The 12,352-nt window shown below is 70.9% G+C and carries 13 protein-coding genes; 6 read left to right on the top strand and 7 right to left on the bottom strand.

What is annotated here, in order from left to right:
• Positions 1 to 7: 7 nt before the first annotated feature.
• Entirely contained in the window at positions 8 to 643 is a 636-nt protein-coding gene (locus CIW48_RS09375; RefSeq protein WP_149310560.1) for an alpha/beta fold hydrolase, read from the bottom strand.
• Between the two features lie 13 nt (positions 644 to 656).
• The gene (locus CIW48_RS09370; protein WP_020092415.1) at positions 657 to 1,217 is read right to left on the bottom strand and encodes a cupin domain-containing protein; all 561 of its coding nucleotides are present in this window, start codon (positions 1,215 to 1,217) and stop codon (positions 657 to 659) included.
• A gap of 167 nt (positions 1,218 to 1,384) precedes the next feature.
• Between CIW48_RS09370 and CIW48_RS09365 the strand changes: the two genes are divergently transcribed.
• Together CIW48_RS09365 and CIW48_RS09360 are read left to right on the top strand one after the other, a co-directional pair.
• Positions 1,385 to 2,719, top strand: coding sequence for an aspartate aminotransferase family protein (locus CIW48_RS09365; protein WP_149310559.1), 1,335 nt, complete (start codon positions 1,385 to 1,387; stop codon positions 2,717 to 2,719).
• Between the two features lie 100 nt (positions 2,720 to 2,819).
• Positions 2,820 to 3,881, top strand: a complete 1,062-nt coding sequence (locus tag CIW48_RS09360) for an SDR family oxidoreductase (protein WP_149310558.1) — start codon at positions 2,820 to 2,822, stop codon at positions 3,879 to 3,881.
• A 175-nt stretch (positions 3,882 to 4,056) separates the two neighbouring features.
• Here the strand turns inward: CIW48_RS09360 and CIW48_RS09355 are convergent, their stop codons facing one another.
• Together CIW48_RS09355 and CIW48_RS09350 are read right to left on the bottom strand one after the other, a co-directional pair.
• Complete coding sequence (locus CIW48_RS09355) at positions 4,057 to 5,349, bottom strand: ArgE/DapE family deacylase (RefSeq protein WP_149310557.1); 1,293 nt, start codon at positions 5,347 to 5,349, stop codon at positions 4,057 to 4,059.
• Between the two features lie 100 nt (positions 5,350 to 5,449).
• On the bottom strand, positions 5,450 to 6,340 hold the full coding sequence (locus CIW48_RS09350) for a LysR substrate-binding domain-containing protein (protein ID WP_149310556.1): 891 nt from the start codon (positions 6,338 to 6,340) through the stop codon (positions 5,450 to 5,452).
• 124 nt (positions 6,341 to 6,464) lie between these two features.
• Between CIW48_RS09350 and CIW48_RS09345 the strand changes: the two genes are divergently transcribed.
• The 4 genes from CIW48_RS09345 (at position 6,465) to CIW48_RS09330 (ending at position 9,381) form a co-directional block, all read left to right on the top strand.
• On the top strand, positions 6,465 to 7,451 hold the full coding sequence (locus tag CIW48_RS09345; protein ID WP_149310555.1) for a nitronate monooxygenase: 987 nt from the start codon (positions 6,465 to 6,467) through the stop codon (positions 7,449 to 7,451).
• Positions 7,452 to 7,562: 111 nt separating this feature from the next.
• On the top strand, positions 7,563 to 8,201 hold the full coding sequence (locus tag CIW48_RS09340; RefSeq protein WP_149310554.1) for a L,D-transpeptidase: 639 nt from the start codon (positions 7,563 to 7,565) through the stop codon (positions 8,199 to 8,201).
• 150 nt (positions 8,202 to 8,351) lie between these two features.
• On the top strand, positions 8,352 to 8,837 hold the full coding sequence (locus tag CIW48_RS09335; RefSeq protein WP_149310553.1) for an SRPBCC family protein: 486 nt from the start codon (positions 8,352 to 8,354) through the stop codon (positions 8,835 to 8,837).
• A 199-nt stretch (positions 8,838 to 9,036) separates the two neighbouring features.
• Positions 9,037 to 9,381, top strand: coding sequence for a hypothetical protein (locus tag CIW48_RS09330; RefSeq protein ID WP_149310552.1), 345 nt, complete (start codon positions 9,037 to 9,039; stop codon positions 9,379 to 9,381).
• Between the two features lie 151 nt (positions 9,382 to 9,532).
• Here CIW48_RS09330 and fdhE read toward each other — a convergent pair whose 3' ends face one another.
• The 3 genes from fdhE to fdxH form a co-directional block, all read right to left on the bottom strand.
• Positions 9,533 to 10,528 (bottom strand): formate dehydrogenase accessory protein FdhE, encoded by a 996-nt coding sequence (gene fdhE, locus CIW48_RS09325; protein WP_149310551.1) that lies wholly within the window; start codon positions 10,526 to 10,528, stop codon positions 9,533 to 9,535.
• Positions 10,529 to 10,531: 3 nt separating this feature from the next.
• The gene (locus CIW48_RS09320) at positions 10,532 to 11,254 is read right to left on the bottom strand and encodes a formate dehydrogenase subunit gamma (RefSeq protein WP_149310550.1); all 723 of its coding nucleotides are present in this window, start codon (positions 11,252 to 11,254) and stop codon (positions 10,532 to 10,534) included.
• 148 nt (positions 11,255 to 11,402) lie between these two features.
• The gene (gene fdxH, locus CIW48_RS09315) at positions 11,403 to 12,338 is read right to left on the bottom strand and encodes a formate dehydrogenase subunit beta (RefSeq protein ID WP_149310549.1); all 936 of its coding nucleotides are present in this window, start codon (positions 12,336 to 12,338) and stop codon (positions 11,403 to 11,405) included.
• Between the last annotated feature and the right edge of the window lie 14 nt (positions 12,339 to 12,352).

Below are 12,352 nucleotides of genomic sequence, written 5' to 3'. Positions count from 1 at the left end.
TTCACGGTTACGCGGCGAAGGTCGCCGTCGCAAGGAACCGCGCCGTCTGCGCGATCACGGTCGGATGGTTCATCATCAGAGCGTGGCTGACGGGCAGCACCAGATGCCCCTGCAGGCCCGCGATCTTGGTACGGGCGACGCTCACCCGCCCGTCATTTGGCCGGGGCAGCATCAGCCAGCCGACCGGGTCGATGCTGCGCGCGCCAGCGATGACGCCGATCGGGTAGTCGGGATCGGGCCAGACCGGCAGCGTCGCGGTCCCGAGCGACAGCGCGGCCGGCCCGAGCAGGCGGCGATAGAGCCCGACCTGCCGCAGCCGGTCCGCGATCTCGCTGCCGCGGTTGGGCGGTCCGAGCATGACGAGGCGACCGAGCCTGTCCGGCCGCGCATCCGCGATCAGGCTCCGCGCGAGGAGACCGCCCATCGAGTGCCAGACGAAGTGCAGCGCGCCCGCCGTCGCGCCGGCGATCACGGCGACCTGCGGACGGAGCGTCGCCGTCAGGGTGGGTAGGTCATGGCGGGTCGAGGGATAATCGAGCGCGAGCACCCGGTAGCCCTCGGCCGTCAGGGCCGACCGCATCCGCGCGAACGAGGCGGCTTTTCGCCCGAGACCGTGCAGGAGGACGACGCTGTTGGTCGCCATGGGCTCGGGGCGATCAGAAGCTCGGCGGCGTACAGGCGCTCACCACCTCGCACGGGTTTGGCCCGACGCACCGGAACCGGTGCGGGCGGCGGCTGTCGAAGCTGTAGGCATCGCCGGGGCCGAGGATCCGGCGCTCGGCATCCACCGTCACCTCCAGGCGGCCGGAGAGCACGATGCCGCCCTCCTCGCCCTCGTGGGAGAGCGGCACCCGGCCGGTATCGGCGCCGGGCTCGTAGCGCTCCTTGAGGATCTGGAGCTTGCGCCCGAACAGGCTGTCGCCGACCTGCCGGTACGAGATCGCCCCCTTGGCGGCCCGGCGGCCGATCTCGGTGAGGTCCTCGGCGGCGAAGAACGCCTTGCGCTCCGGCTCCGGCTCCAGGGCGAAGAACTCGGCCATGCCGATCGGCACCCCGTCGAGGATGCGCTTCAGGGCGCCCACCGACGGGTTCACGCGGTTCGCCTCGATCAGCGAGATCGCGGAGTTGGTCACCCCGGCCCGCTTGGCGAGCGTCCGCTGCGACAGGCCGTGGCGGGCGCGAACGAAGCGCAGGCGCGCGCCGACATCGATGCTCATCCGACGGGGCCCCGTTTCAGGTGTTGCGGATCCCGCAACGGTGCCACCCGCGGCCCCGATCCTGCAAGGGGTTGGCGGCGACCAGAAAAGGACTTGTTGCCCGATCGGCGAAGGTGTCCCCTGGTCCCGCCGCCCGATCCGCGCCGCCTGCCCCGGAGAACCGCCCCATGACCGACCATCCGCTCCGCAACGCGCCCGCGATGGACGCCTTCTGGATGCCGTTCACGGCCAACCGCCAGTTCAAGGCGGCGCCGCGCCTGCTCGTGTCGGCCGAGGGCATGCATTACACCGCCGACGACGGCCGCAAGGTCCTCGACGGCACCGCGGGCCTCTGGTGCGTCAATGCCGGGCACGGGCGGCGGGGCATCGCCGCCGCGGTGGAGCGCCAGCTCGCGACGCTCGACTTCGCGCCGACCTTCCAGATGGGCCACCCCATCGCCTTCGAATTCGCCGAGCGCCTGGCGGAGATCGCACCCGGCGGGCCGGACAAGCGCCTCGACCGGGTCTTCTTCACCAATTCCGGCTCCGAATCGGTCGACACCGCCCTCAAGATTGCGCTCGCCTACCAGCGGGCGATCGGGCAGGGGACGCGCACCCGGCTGATCGGCCGCGAGCGCGGCTATCACGGCGTCGGCTTCGGCGGCCTGTCGGTCGGCGGCATCGTGTCGAACCGCCGTGTCTTCCCGCAGCTCAACGGCACCGACCACCTGCGCCACACCCACGATCCCGCGCGCAACGCCTTCGTGAAGGGCCAGCCCGAGCACGGCGCGGAGCTCGCCGAGGACCTGGAGCGGCTGGTGGCGCTCCACGGGGCCGAGACCATCGCGGCCTGCATCGTCGAGCCGGTGGCCGGCTCCACGGGCGTGCTGGTGCCGCCGAAGGGCTACCTGGAGCGCCTGCGCGAGATCTGCACCAAGCACGGCATCCTGCTGATCTTCGACGAGGTGATCTCGGGTTTCGGCCGCCTCGGCGCGCCCTTCGCGACCGACTTCTTCGGCGTCGTCCCCGACCTCGTGACCAGCGCCAAGGGCCTGACCAACGGCACGGTGCCGATGGGCGCGGTCTTCGCGAGCCGCGCGGTCCACGACGCGCTGATGCAGGGCCCGGACGGGATCGAGCTGTTCCACGGCTACACCTACTCCGGGCACCCGATCGCCTGCGCGGCCGGCATCGCGACGCTGGACATCTACCGGGAGGAGGGGCTCCTCACCCGCGTCGCCGACATCGCCGACGACTGGGCCGCGGCGATGCATGACCTGCGCGGGCGCAAGAACGTCATCGACATCCGCACCATCGGCCTCGTTGCCGGCATCGAGCTGGCGCCGCGTCCGGACGCGGTGGGCAAGCGCGCCTACGAGGTGTTCGTGGACTGCTTCGAGCGCGGCCTGCTCACCCGGGTGACCGGCGACATCATCGCGCTGTCGCCGCCGCTCATCGTCGAGCGCGGCCAGATCGGCGAGATCGTCGACATCCTGGGCGCCGCGATCGACCGGGTCGCCTGAGGGCCCGCTCGCGGCGGCCCCGCCGTACGGCGGGGTTGTCGCGGCACCGGCAACGCCCATCTGCCTCGGACCCGGGTTTCGGCCGGGCATGAGGCTTTCCATGTCGAACACCGCCTTGATCGTCGGCGCCAGCGGGATCGTCGGCAGCGCCACCGCGGCGCTGCTCCATCAGGAGGGCTGGCGGGTCGCGGGCCTCGCGCGCCATCCGGTGCGGCAGGACGGTGTCGAGCCGGTGGCCGGCGACCTGCAGGATCCGGCCTCGCTGGAGCGGGCGCTGGCCGACCTCGCCCCGAGCCACGTGTTCCTCGCGACCTGGCAGCGGCGGCCCACGGAAGCCGAGATGATCCGCGTCAACCGGGCGATGGTCGAGAACCTGCTCGACGCGCTCCGCCCGAAGAGGAGCGTCCGCCACGTCGCCCTGGTGACCGGGCTGAAGCACTATCTCGGCCCGTTCGAGGCCTACGGCAAAGGCACCCTGCCACAGACGCCCTTCCGCGAGGACCAGGGCCGCCTCGACATCGAGAATTTCTACTACGCCCAGGAGGATGCGGTCTTCGCGGCCGCCGCCCGCGACGGCTTCAGTTGGAGCGTCCACCGCCCGCACACGATCATCGGCAAGGCGGTGGGCAACGCCATGAACATGGGCACGACGCTCGCCTGCTACGCCACCCTGTGCCGGGAGTTGGGGCGGCCTTTCCTGTTCCCGGGCTCGGCCGAGCAGTGGAACGGGCTCACCGACATGACCGACGCGCGGCTGCTCGCACGCCAGCTGCTCTGGGCCTCTATCGAGCCGAAGGCCGCCAACGAGGCCTTCAACGTCGTCAACGGCGACGTCTTCCGCTGGAGCTGGATGTGGGGCCGGATCGCCGCCTGGTTCGGGGTCGAGGCGGTGCCGTTCGACGGCACGCACCGGCCGCTGGAGCCGCGAATGGCGCAGGACGGCCCGGCCTGGGCCGGGATCGCGGCGCGTTACGGCCTCGCCGAGCCGAACCTCGAAAAACTCGCCTCGGCCTGGCACACGGATGCGGATCTCGGCCGGCCGATCGAGGTCGTCACCGACATGAGCAAGAGCCGCCGCCTCGGCTTCACGGCCTATCAGCCGACCGACGACGCGTTCCACGACCTGTTCGCCCAGCTCCGCGCCGACCGGCTGATCCCCTAAAGGCGGCGCTAGCGGGATATCGCGCCGCGGTGCCTTTGGAGCGCGACATGCCCCCTCTCCCGTGCGGGAGGGGGTTGGGGCAAGGGGCCCGCTCTTTCCGGTGAGGTCGCATCCCTCACCCTATCCCTCTCCCGCACGGGAGAGGGGACCCGCCCTAAGCCCGGGCCGGTCGACGTCACCCGGCCTTGCGCTCGGTCCCGCACCACTCGGCCACGAACAGCGCCATCGCGGTGGTGCAGCGCTTCACGGAGGCCAAGCTCACGCGCTCGTCGAAGCCGTGGATGCTCTGGGAGGTCGGGCCGTAGCAGAGCGCCGGCACCCGGTCGTAGAGCGCGTGCACCCGGGTATCGAGGTAGCCCGCCGTCATGAAGCTCTGGAGCGGTGACCCGATCGCCCGCTCGTGTGCGCGGCCGAGCACGGCCTCGGCCTCTGAGCCTTCCTCCAGCACGTAGCCCTCGGCGAAGAAGCCGTTGAACACCACGCGCGGCGGGCTGTTCGCCAGGAACGGGTCGGTGCGGGAGAAGGACGCCACTGCGGCCTCGATCTCGGCGGCGGCCTGCCCGGCGGTCACGCCCGGGTAGAGCGCGACCCGGCAGTGGATCCGGCACCAAGCGGGGACCGAGGAGGCCCAGTCACCGCCCTCGATCTTGCCGATATTGAGGTTGATCGGGTGGTCCTCGGTCTCGAAGTGGGGATGCGACGCCTTCTCGGCGTTCCAGCGGGCCTCGACCTCGCGCAGCGCGCCGATCACCCGGTAGGTGGCGTCGATGGCGTTGGCGCCGGCGCCCATCTCGCGGACATGGACCGGCACGCCCCGCACCTCGACGGTGAACCACAGCACGCCGGTATTGGCGCGCACGAGCTTCTCGTCCTCGGGCTCCGGGATCAGCACGGCGTCGGCCCGGTAGCCGCGCAGGTGGGTCATCAGGGCGCCGTTGCCGGTGGATTCCTCCTCGACCACCGACTGGACCGTCACGGAGGCCGCCGGCTGGAGGCCCAGGCGGGCCAAGGCATCGAGGGCGAACAGGTTGGCGGCGTGGCCGGCCTTCATATCGCCGGCGCCGCGGCCGTACATCCAGTCGCCCTGGATCACCGGATCGAAGGGCCGGTGGGTCCAGAGGTCGAGCGGGCCCGGCGGCACCACGTCGACATGGGCCTGCAGGATCAGCGAGCGGCCGGTCTCGGTGCTCGGCCGGTGGTGGCAGACCACGATCGGGGCGTCCGAATGGAGCGCGTCGTCAATCTTCGAGCCGCCGGGATGGGCCGCGATGGCGGCGCGGTCCATGGCGAAGCGCTCGGTGGCGTAACCGCGGGCGCGGAATTGATCGAAGACGTAGTCCTGGCAGGCATGCTCCTCCCCGCGCAGGGAGGCGAACCGAACCAGAGCCTGCGTGTGGACGACCTGATCGGCAAAGCCCTCCGCCACGGAAGCTTCGATCTCGGCGGCGAGGGTAGGGTCGAGGGCCATGGGAACTCCAAACCTTCTGCGGCCGGGAGGAAGCGCCCGGGCTCGGGCCGCTGTCAACCGGCGGTTGCCGAGGGCATGGTCCGTGCCGAAACCGGTGATCCTACGGTGAATCCGGGAAGGCCGTCCGGATCTGCTCGACGAACCGCGCGAAGGCCGCGCTCGGCTGGCCGTCGCCGCGATGGACCAGCAGGGTGCGGGCGTGCCCGTCGCCGTCCGGCAGGGCGTGGACCGAGACGCGGCCGGCGCGGTGCGCCGGGTCTGCGACGGCACGGGGGACGAGGGTCACGCCCATCCCGGCCGCCACGCAACCGAGGATGCCGTCGAGAGTCCCGAACTCCATGCGGCGCACATGCACGAGGCCCTGACGACCCAGAAAGTCCTCCAGGCGCCTCCGGTATGAGCAGCCGGTTCGGAACACGAGCACCTTCGCTTCCCGCACGCGAGCCAGCCGGTCGAGCAGCGCCGCCAGATCACCGAAGCCCGGATGGGCCACCAGCACCAGTTCCTCGGCGAAGACCGGGATTCCGACGAGTTCGGCCTGCGTGACCGGGCCGGCCACGAAGGCCCCCTCGAGGGTCCTGTCGAGGACCCGGGCGATCAGCAGCTCGGTCGGCCCGGTCTCCAGTTCGATATCCACATCCGGGTGGCGCGCGGCGAAGTCGGCGAGCGGGCCGGGCAGGCGCAGGGCCGCGGTCGTCTCCATGGCGCCGATCCGCAGGGGGCCGCGGGGCTCGCCCTCGGCCAGCAGGGCGTGCTGCGCCTCCGCGAGCAGCTGTCCGACCTGGAGGGCGTAGGGCAGGAGCCGCTCCCCGGCCCGGGTCAGGGTCACCCCGCGGCTGCCGCGGTGGAACAGCGGCACGCGCAGAGCCTGCTCCAGCGTGCGGATCCGCCCGGTGACGTTGGACTGGACGGTGTTGAGCCGCGCCGCCGCCCGCCCGATGCCGCCGGCTTCGGCCACGGCCGCGAAGAACATCAGGTCGGTGCTGTTCATACCATCTGCTTTTCCGATGCCTTCCTTCTGAAGGAATCACTTTTTCCGCATCGAGCCGACGGTTAAGCCCGGACGGGCGGCGCGCGCAACCGTCCGACCGAAAAGCTCCGCGGGGAGGGGACCCATGGCCTTGAGGACCAGACTGACCGACGCCTTCGGGCTGCGCCATCCGATCGTCCTGGCGCCCATGGACCCGGCCTCAGGGGGCGCCCTCGCGGCGGCGGTGAGCGCCGCCGGCGGCCTCGGCCTGATCGGCGGCGGCTACGGCGACCACGCGACGCTCGACCGGGAATTCGCCCGCGCGGGCAATCAGCGGGTCGGCTGCGGCTTCATCACGTGGTCCATGGCTCGGGACCCGTCGCTCCTCGACGCGGCGCTCGCCCGGTCGCCCGCCGCCCTGATGCTATCCTTCGCGGATCCGGCCCCGTTCGCGGAACGGATCCACGCCGCCGCCGTACCCCTGATCTGTCAGGTGCACACCCTGGCCCAGGCCCGGCGCGCCCTGGAGGTTGGCGCGGCCGTGGTGGTGGCGCAGGGAACGGAAGCGGGCGGCCACGGACTCACCGCCCGCGGCACCCTGGCATTCGTGCCGGCGGTTGCCGACCTGGTCGCCCGGGAGCGCCCCGAGACGCTGCTCCTCGCGGCCGGCGGCATTGCGGACGGGCGCGGTCTCGCCGCCGCCCTGGCGCTGGGCGCCGACGGTGTCCTGATGGGGACGCGGTTCTGGGCAACCCAGGAGGCCCTGATCCACCCGGCCGCGAAGCAGCGGGTTCTCGCCGCCACCGGCGATGACACCATCCGCACGCGGGTCTACGACATCGCCCGCCAGCGGGCTTGGCCAGCGCCGTATACCGGCCGGCTCCTGCGCAACGCCTTCATCGAGACCTGGCACGGCCGCGAGGACACGTTGCGCGCGGCCGCCGCCGAGCGCCGACGGGACGTGGAAGGCGCCGATGCCGCGGGCGACTACGATGTCGCCAATGTCACGGTCGGCGAAGCCGTCGGTCTGATCGACGATCTGCCGGGGGCAGGCGCTCTGGTTCTGCGCATCGCCGAGGAGGCGGAGGCCGCGATCCGCCGGACTTCCGGCGCGGTCGCGGCGGCGCCGTGACGGCGCTCGACAAAGCGTGACTACGCAGGATCGCGGCGGGCCGGAACCTCGGTGCTGCGGACGGTTTAGCGTGACGGCAAACCGTTGCGGTGTCTCGAGCCGGGGTCGTTCATGCGTATCGGTCTGATCTCCGTCCTGTCCGGCCTTCTCGTGTGGGCCGCGATCCCGGGCATGGCCAGAGCGGACGTGGTCGTCGCTGTCGACAAGACTACCCAGCGCATGGAAGTCGCGGTCGACGGCCAGCCCCGCTATTCCTGGCCCGTCTCGACCGGTGTCGCGAGCTACGACACCCCGTCCGGCTCCTACCGACCGTTCCGGATGGAGCGCACGCATTTCTCGAAGGAATGGGACGATGCGCCGATGCCCTTCGCGATGTTCTTCACGAACCAGGGCCACGCCATCCACGGCACCAACCACGTCCGCAGCCTCGGACGGGCAGCCTCGCATGGCTGCGTGCGCCTCTCGGTCCGCAACGCCGCCACGCTGTTCAACCTCGTGAAGAGCCAGGGCATGGGCCGGACCCGGGTGGTGATCGAGGGCGCGGACGTCCCGATGGCCGATCGCGGCCAACGCGGTCGGCGCGTCGCCCGGAACCGCGGCCCCTACGAGTCGGACGATCTGCTGGCGGACAGCGATCAGATGGGCCGCCGGTCGATCCCTGCCTATTATCGCCCGGCCGCCCGGCCCGCCTACGCACCGACGCCGGTCTACGGCTACCCGGTCGAAACCGACGCGATGGACAGCTGGTAGCCCGAGCCGGGACCGCGTCGTCCGAGCGGGATCGTCATGCTCGGACGACGCGACCCATTGCCGAGAACGGGATGCCGGCCTAGCTCCTGCGCGGCCATCAGAGCCTGCGCGGTCCCTGCCGCGACCTGAGACGGACGGAGACACCCCAAGATGCCCTTCGCTTTCTGCCGGTCCCTTCCCCTTGCCGCCCTGGCGCTCGCCGCGGCCACCGTGCCCGGCTACGCCCTGGAGGTGACGCGCTCGGCCGACATCACCGCCCCGCCGGCCAAGGTCTGGCAGACCATCGGCGAGTTCTGCGGCATCGGCGACTGGCATCCCGCCATCGAGAAATGCGCTCTGTCCGACAAGGACGGCATGAAGGTCCGCACCCTCAGCCTGAAGGGCGGCGGCACCATCAAGGAGGAGCAGGTCTCCCGCGACGACAAGGTGATGAGCTACACCTACACGATCCTGGAGAGCCCGCTGCCGGTCTCGGACTACAAGTCGACGCTCTCGGTCGCCCCGGCCGGCTCCGGCTCGAAGGTGACCTGGACCGGGACCTTCAACGCCAAGGGCGCGCCGGACACGGTCGCCACCGACGCGATCCAGGGCATCTACGATTCCGGCCTGAAGGCGCTGGCCGACAAGGCGAAGTAGGCGCCGTCACGATTCGGAGCGCGCTGCCCGGGCCCAACGCGGGCGGCGCGCCCCAAATTCCTCCAACGACAGCGGAATTTCACGGAGCCGGCCTCCGCCGTCCCGCGCCCCACGCCCCTGCGGCGTATGACCGAAGCGATTGACCCACTGCCAAGCTCGGCACAAAACCTCGGCGGCGCAGCCCCTGCGCCCCAACAGGATGATCGCCGTGCCCGCGTCCCGTCTTCCGATGCGTCTCAGCCTCGCCGCCCTTGCCGTCGCGGCGCTGGGCGCCTGCCAGCAGCGCGCCACGCCCGCGGTCATGGAACCTTCGCCGATCGTCCCGGCGCCTCTGGCCCTGCCCACGGGCAGCGGCTGCGGCCCGGAGATCGCGCGCACCAAGGCGATCGTCGACAGCGACGTGGCGACCGGCAATCTCAACAAGCCGGTGGGCGACCGGTTCAACGCCGACCTCGCCCAAGCCGCCGGAGAATGCGCGGCCGGCAAATCGGGCGAGGCCCTGCACCTGCTCGCCGCCGCCAAGAGCCGGTACGGGTATCGCTGAGCGGGCAGAGCGGCCGATCCCGATCCGGGATGATCGGAATCGGCACCATCGGCGCGGCGGGGTGAAGCGTTCGGCTCTCCAAGCGCCGCGGGTCCGCGCCCGGCATCCCGCGATGCCGGGTGGCGGCGCTGAACCGGGATGGGGAAACCGACTAGATCACGAACAGCAGGTTCAGCCCCGCGCGCCGGAACCCGTCCTCGGCGATCTTCAGATCGAGCCCGTAGGACGCGATGTCGTCCGCCACCGGGTCGAGGGCCGGCGCCCGGTGCTGGTGCAGGTGCTTGATGTAGCTGTGGCAGGTCGTGCAGGTCTCGACCTGGACGTCCTTCGAGACCTCGTCGAGCCCGTAATAGCTGACGCCCTCGCCGTCGCCGCAGGCGGTGCAGCGGATCCGGACGTGGTTCCAGTAGGTGCCGCAGAGCGAGCAGCTGAGATACCGGGCCTTGTCGGCCGGGGTCCAGGCGACGACGACGCTCGCCACCGGCGAGCCGCCGCAGCACGGGCAGACGCCGTCCGCGACGGGCTTCAGGATCCTGGTGTCGAGGCGCGCGGCCTGCTCGGCGAGGCGCACCTGCAGCGCGGCCGCGACGAAGACGCATTCGGCGATCCGGTCGACCGGTAGCGCGCCTTCGAAGATCTGCAGAGCGAGGTCGAGGCGATCCTCCCGGGAAGCAGCGCGCAGGGCGTCCCGCGCCGCGGCCGACGCCTCGGGCGCGGTGCCGAGATCCAGCTCGGCGAGCAGAGCCAGGAGCGCGTCGTCGAAGCCCGCACCGGCCTCGAGGCTGTGCCGCGACAGCGGCGGCATGCCGTGCTCGCTCCGCAGCGCCAGATCGGCGGGATCCGGCACCGCCGGGGCCGGGCCCTTCGCCTGGATCGCCGCCTGGACGCGCGCCACCTCGGCGACGAACCGCAAATAGGCCTCCAGCGGATGGCCCGGCGCCGCCTCCGTCAGGCGCGCGGCCCGGTCGGCGAACAGCGTCGTCGGATCGGGCAGGCGCACGAAGGGCACCGAGCCGGAGATCCCGATCTTGTCCGGATCGGGCTTCAGCTCGCTGAAGTCGCGGCGGCGGGGCTTGGGCTCGGCCGCAACGGCCGTCGTTTGGTCCGCGGCGGGCGTTGCCGGTTTACGCTTGAAGAAATTGGCCAAGGCTCAGGATCCGCGCTTGTCGACCGAGCCGTGACGCGCCTTGCCGCCCGCCATCTGCCGGAACCACTTGCGGTGATGCCGATAGGCCCAGCCGCCCGTCACCGTGCCGCGGACCATCGCCCGGCCGGTGCCGCGCACCCAGATGCCGGCATAGATGTGCACCACGATGATCGCGATGGCGATCACGGCGGCGAGCGAATGGGCCAAGAGCGCCCAGCGCTGGGTCTCGATCGAGGTGAGGCCGCCGAAATAAGTGTTCCAGATCACCAGGCCGGTGACGAGCATCACGCCGATGAGCGCGGTCTGCCCCCAGAACACGCCCTTCTGGCCGGCATTGTATTTGCCGAGTTCCGGCAGGCGGTCGTCACGGTTGGTGACGACGTCGCCGATGTGCTTGGTCCATTCGACATCGTCCCTGTTGGGGATGTTGAGCTTCCAGAAGCGCACGAACAGGAAGAAGAAGCTGACCGCCAGCGCCACGCCGAACCACGGGTGGATCGCCCGGGTCGCCTGCCCGCCGCCGAACAGGCCGGTGAGGGAGAACAGGTAGGGCGTGAACATCGCCAGCCCGGACAGCGTCAGCAGCGTGAACAGGATCGCGGTGATCCAGTGATTCACGCGCTGCACGCCCGTGTAGCGCGGGACGTACATCACCTCCGGCGCCTCGGACTTGGCATGGTGGAGGGGGCGGGAATCGCCGTCCCGGACATCGCGCTGGATCGTCATCGGCCTTCACTCGCCTGACGCGGCCGCCCGTCACGGCGGGCCGGCTGTAAAACTCGAAACAGGGTCGGGCGCCCGAGCCCTCTCCACCCTGCCGAACACGGTCGGCGCACCTCTCCCTCCCCCCTCGGAGGAGGGAGACCGGCGCGTCTCAGTGCGGTCGCGCCTCGCCACCGCCGGTCTCGCGGCGCTTGGCCTCGTCGTACTCGACCGCCTCTTCCTCTTCCTCGGGCACGACCTCGTTGGGGCCGGCCGTGACGTAGTGGAAGAAGCCCGCCACGGCCGCAAAACCCATGGCGGCGAGCCCGAACACCTTGGCGCCGCCCTTCCAGAAGGCGACGAGCGGCGAGATCTTCGGGTCGTTCGGCAGGCCCGCGTAGAGGCTCGGCTGGTCGGCGTGGTGCAGCACGTACATGACGTGCGTGCCGCCGACGCCGGCCGGGTCGTAGAGCCCGGCATGCGCGAAGCCGCGCGACTTCAGGTCCTCGACACGGGTCTCGGCCTGCTCGATCATCGCCTGCTTGGTGCCGAACATGATCGAGCCGGTCGGGCAGGCCTTGGCGCAGGCCGGGGCCTGACCCACCGCCACCCGGTCCGAGCACAGGGTGCACTTGTACGCCTTGTGATCGGTCTGGCTGATGCGCGGGATGTTGAAGGGACAGCCCTTCACGCAATAGCCGCAGCCGATGCAGTTCTCCTCGATGAAGTCGACGATGCCGTTGGAATACTGCACGATCGCGCCCGGCGACGGGCAGGCCTTCAGGCAGCCCGGCTCGGTGCAGTGCATGCAGCCGTCCTTGCGGATCAGCCATTCGAGGTTGTTGGTCTCCGGGTTGTCATACTCGGTGAACCGCATCAGGGTCCACGATTTCGGCGTGAGATCGTGAGGGTTCTGGTAGGTGCCCGTGTTGACACCGATGTCGTCGCGCAGGTCGTTCCACTCCTCGCAGGCCGACTGGCAGGCCTTGCAGCCGATGCACTTCGACACGTCGATGAGCTTGGCGACTTCCACTTGGCGGCGGATTTCCGGCGGCGTCTCCGTGGAGGCGGAGCGCTGGCGGATGTCGAGGGAGCTGTAGTCAGCCATGTCTGCCGCTCCCC

It is taken from the genome of Methylobacterium sp. P1-11 (assembly GCF_008329595.1).
Taxonomy (GTDB): domain Bacteria; phylum Pseudomonadota; class Alphaproteobacteria; order Rhizobiales; family Beijerinckiaceae; genus Methylobacterium.
The sequence above is the reverse complement of the archived record's forward strand: the minus strand, read 5'-3'. Positions and strand labels throughout refer to the sequence as shown.

Bases quoted from the DNA above. Each gene is read 5' to 3' on its own strand.
- CIW48_RS09375 (WP_149310560.1), bottom strand. From the start codon at position 643: ATGGCGACCAACAGCGTCGTCCTCCTGCACGGTCTCGGGCGAAAAGCC.
- CIW48_RS09370 (WP_020092415.1), bottom strand. From the start codon at position 1,217: ATGAGCATCGATGTCGGCGCGCGCCTGCGCTTCGTTCGCGCCCGCCAC.
- CIW48_RS09365 (WP_149310559.1), top strand. From the start codon at position 1,385: ATGACCGACCATCCGCTCCGCAACGCGCCCGCGATGGACGCCTTCTGG.
- CIW48_RS09360 (WP_149310558.1), top strand. From the start codon at position 2,820: ATGTCGAACACCGCCTTGATCGTCGGCGCCAGCGGGATCGTCGGCAGC.
- CIW48_RS09355 (WP_149310557.1), bottom strand. From the start codon at position 5,349: ATGGCCCTCGACCCTACCCTCGCCGCCGAGATCGAAGCTTCCGTGGCG.
- CIW48_RS09350 (WP_149310556.1), bottom strand. From the start codon at position 6,340: ATGAACAGCACCGACCTGATGTTCTTCGCGGCCGTGGCCGAAGCCGGC.
- CIW48_RS09345 (WP_149310555.1), top strand. From the start codon at position 6,465: ATGGCCTTGAGGACCAGACTGACCGACGCCTTCGGGCTGCGCCATCCG.
- CIW48_RS09340 (WP_149310554.1), top strand. From the start codon at position 7,563: ATGCGTATCGGTCTGATCTCCGTCCTGTCCGGCCTTCTCGTGTGGGCC.
- CIW48_RS09335 (WP_149310553.1), top strand. From the start codon at position 8,352: ATGCCCTTCGCTTTCTGCCGGTCCCTTCCCCTTGCCGCCCTGGCGCTC.
- CIW48_RS09330 (WP_149310552.1), top strand. From the start codon at position 9,037: ATGATCGCCGTGCCCGCGTCCCGTCTTCCGATGCGTCTCAGCCTCGCC.
- CIW48_RS09320 (WP_149310550.1), bottom strand. From the start codon at position 11,254: ATGACGATCCAGCGCGATGTCCGGGACGGCGATTCCCGCCCCCTCCAC.
- fdxH (WP_149310549.1), bottom strand. From the start codon at position 12,338: ATGGCTGACTACAGCTCCCTCGACATCCGCCAGCGCTCCGCCTCCACG.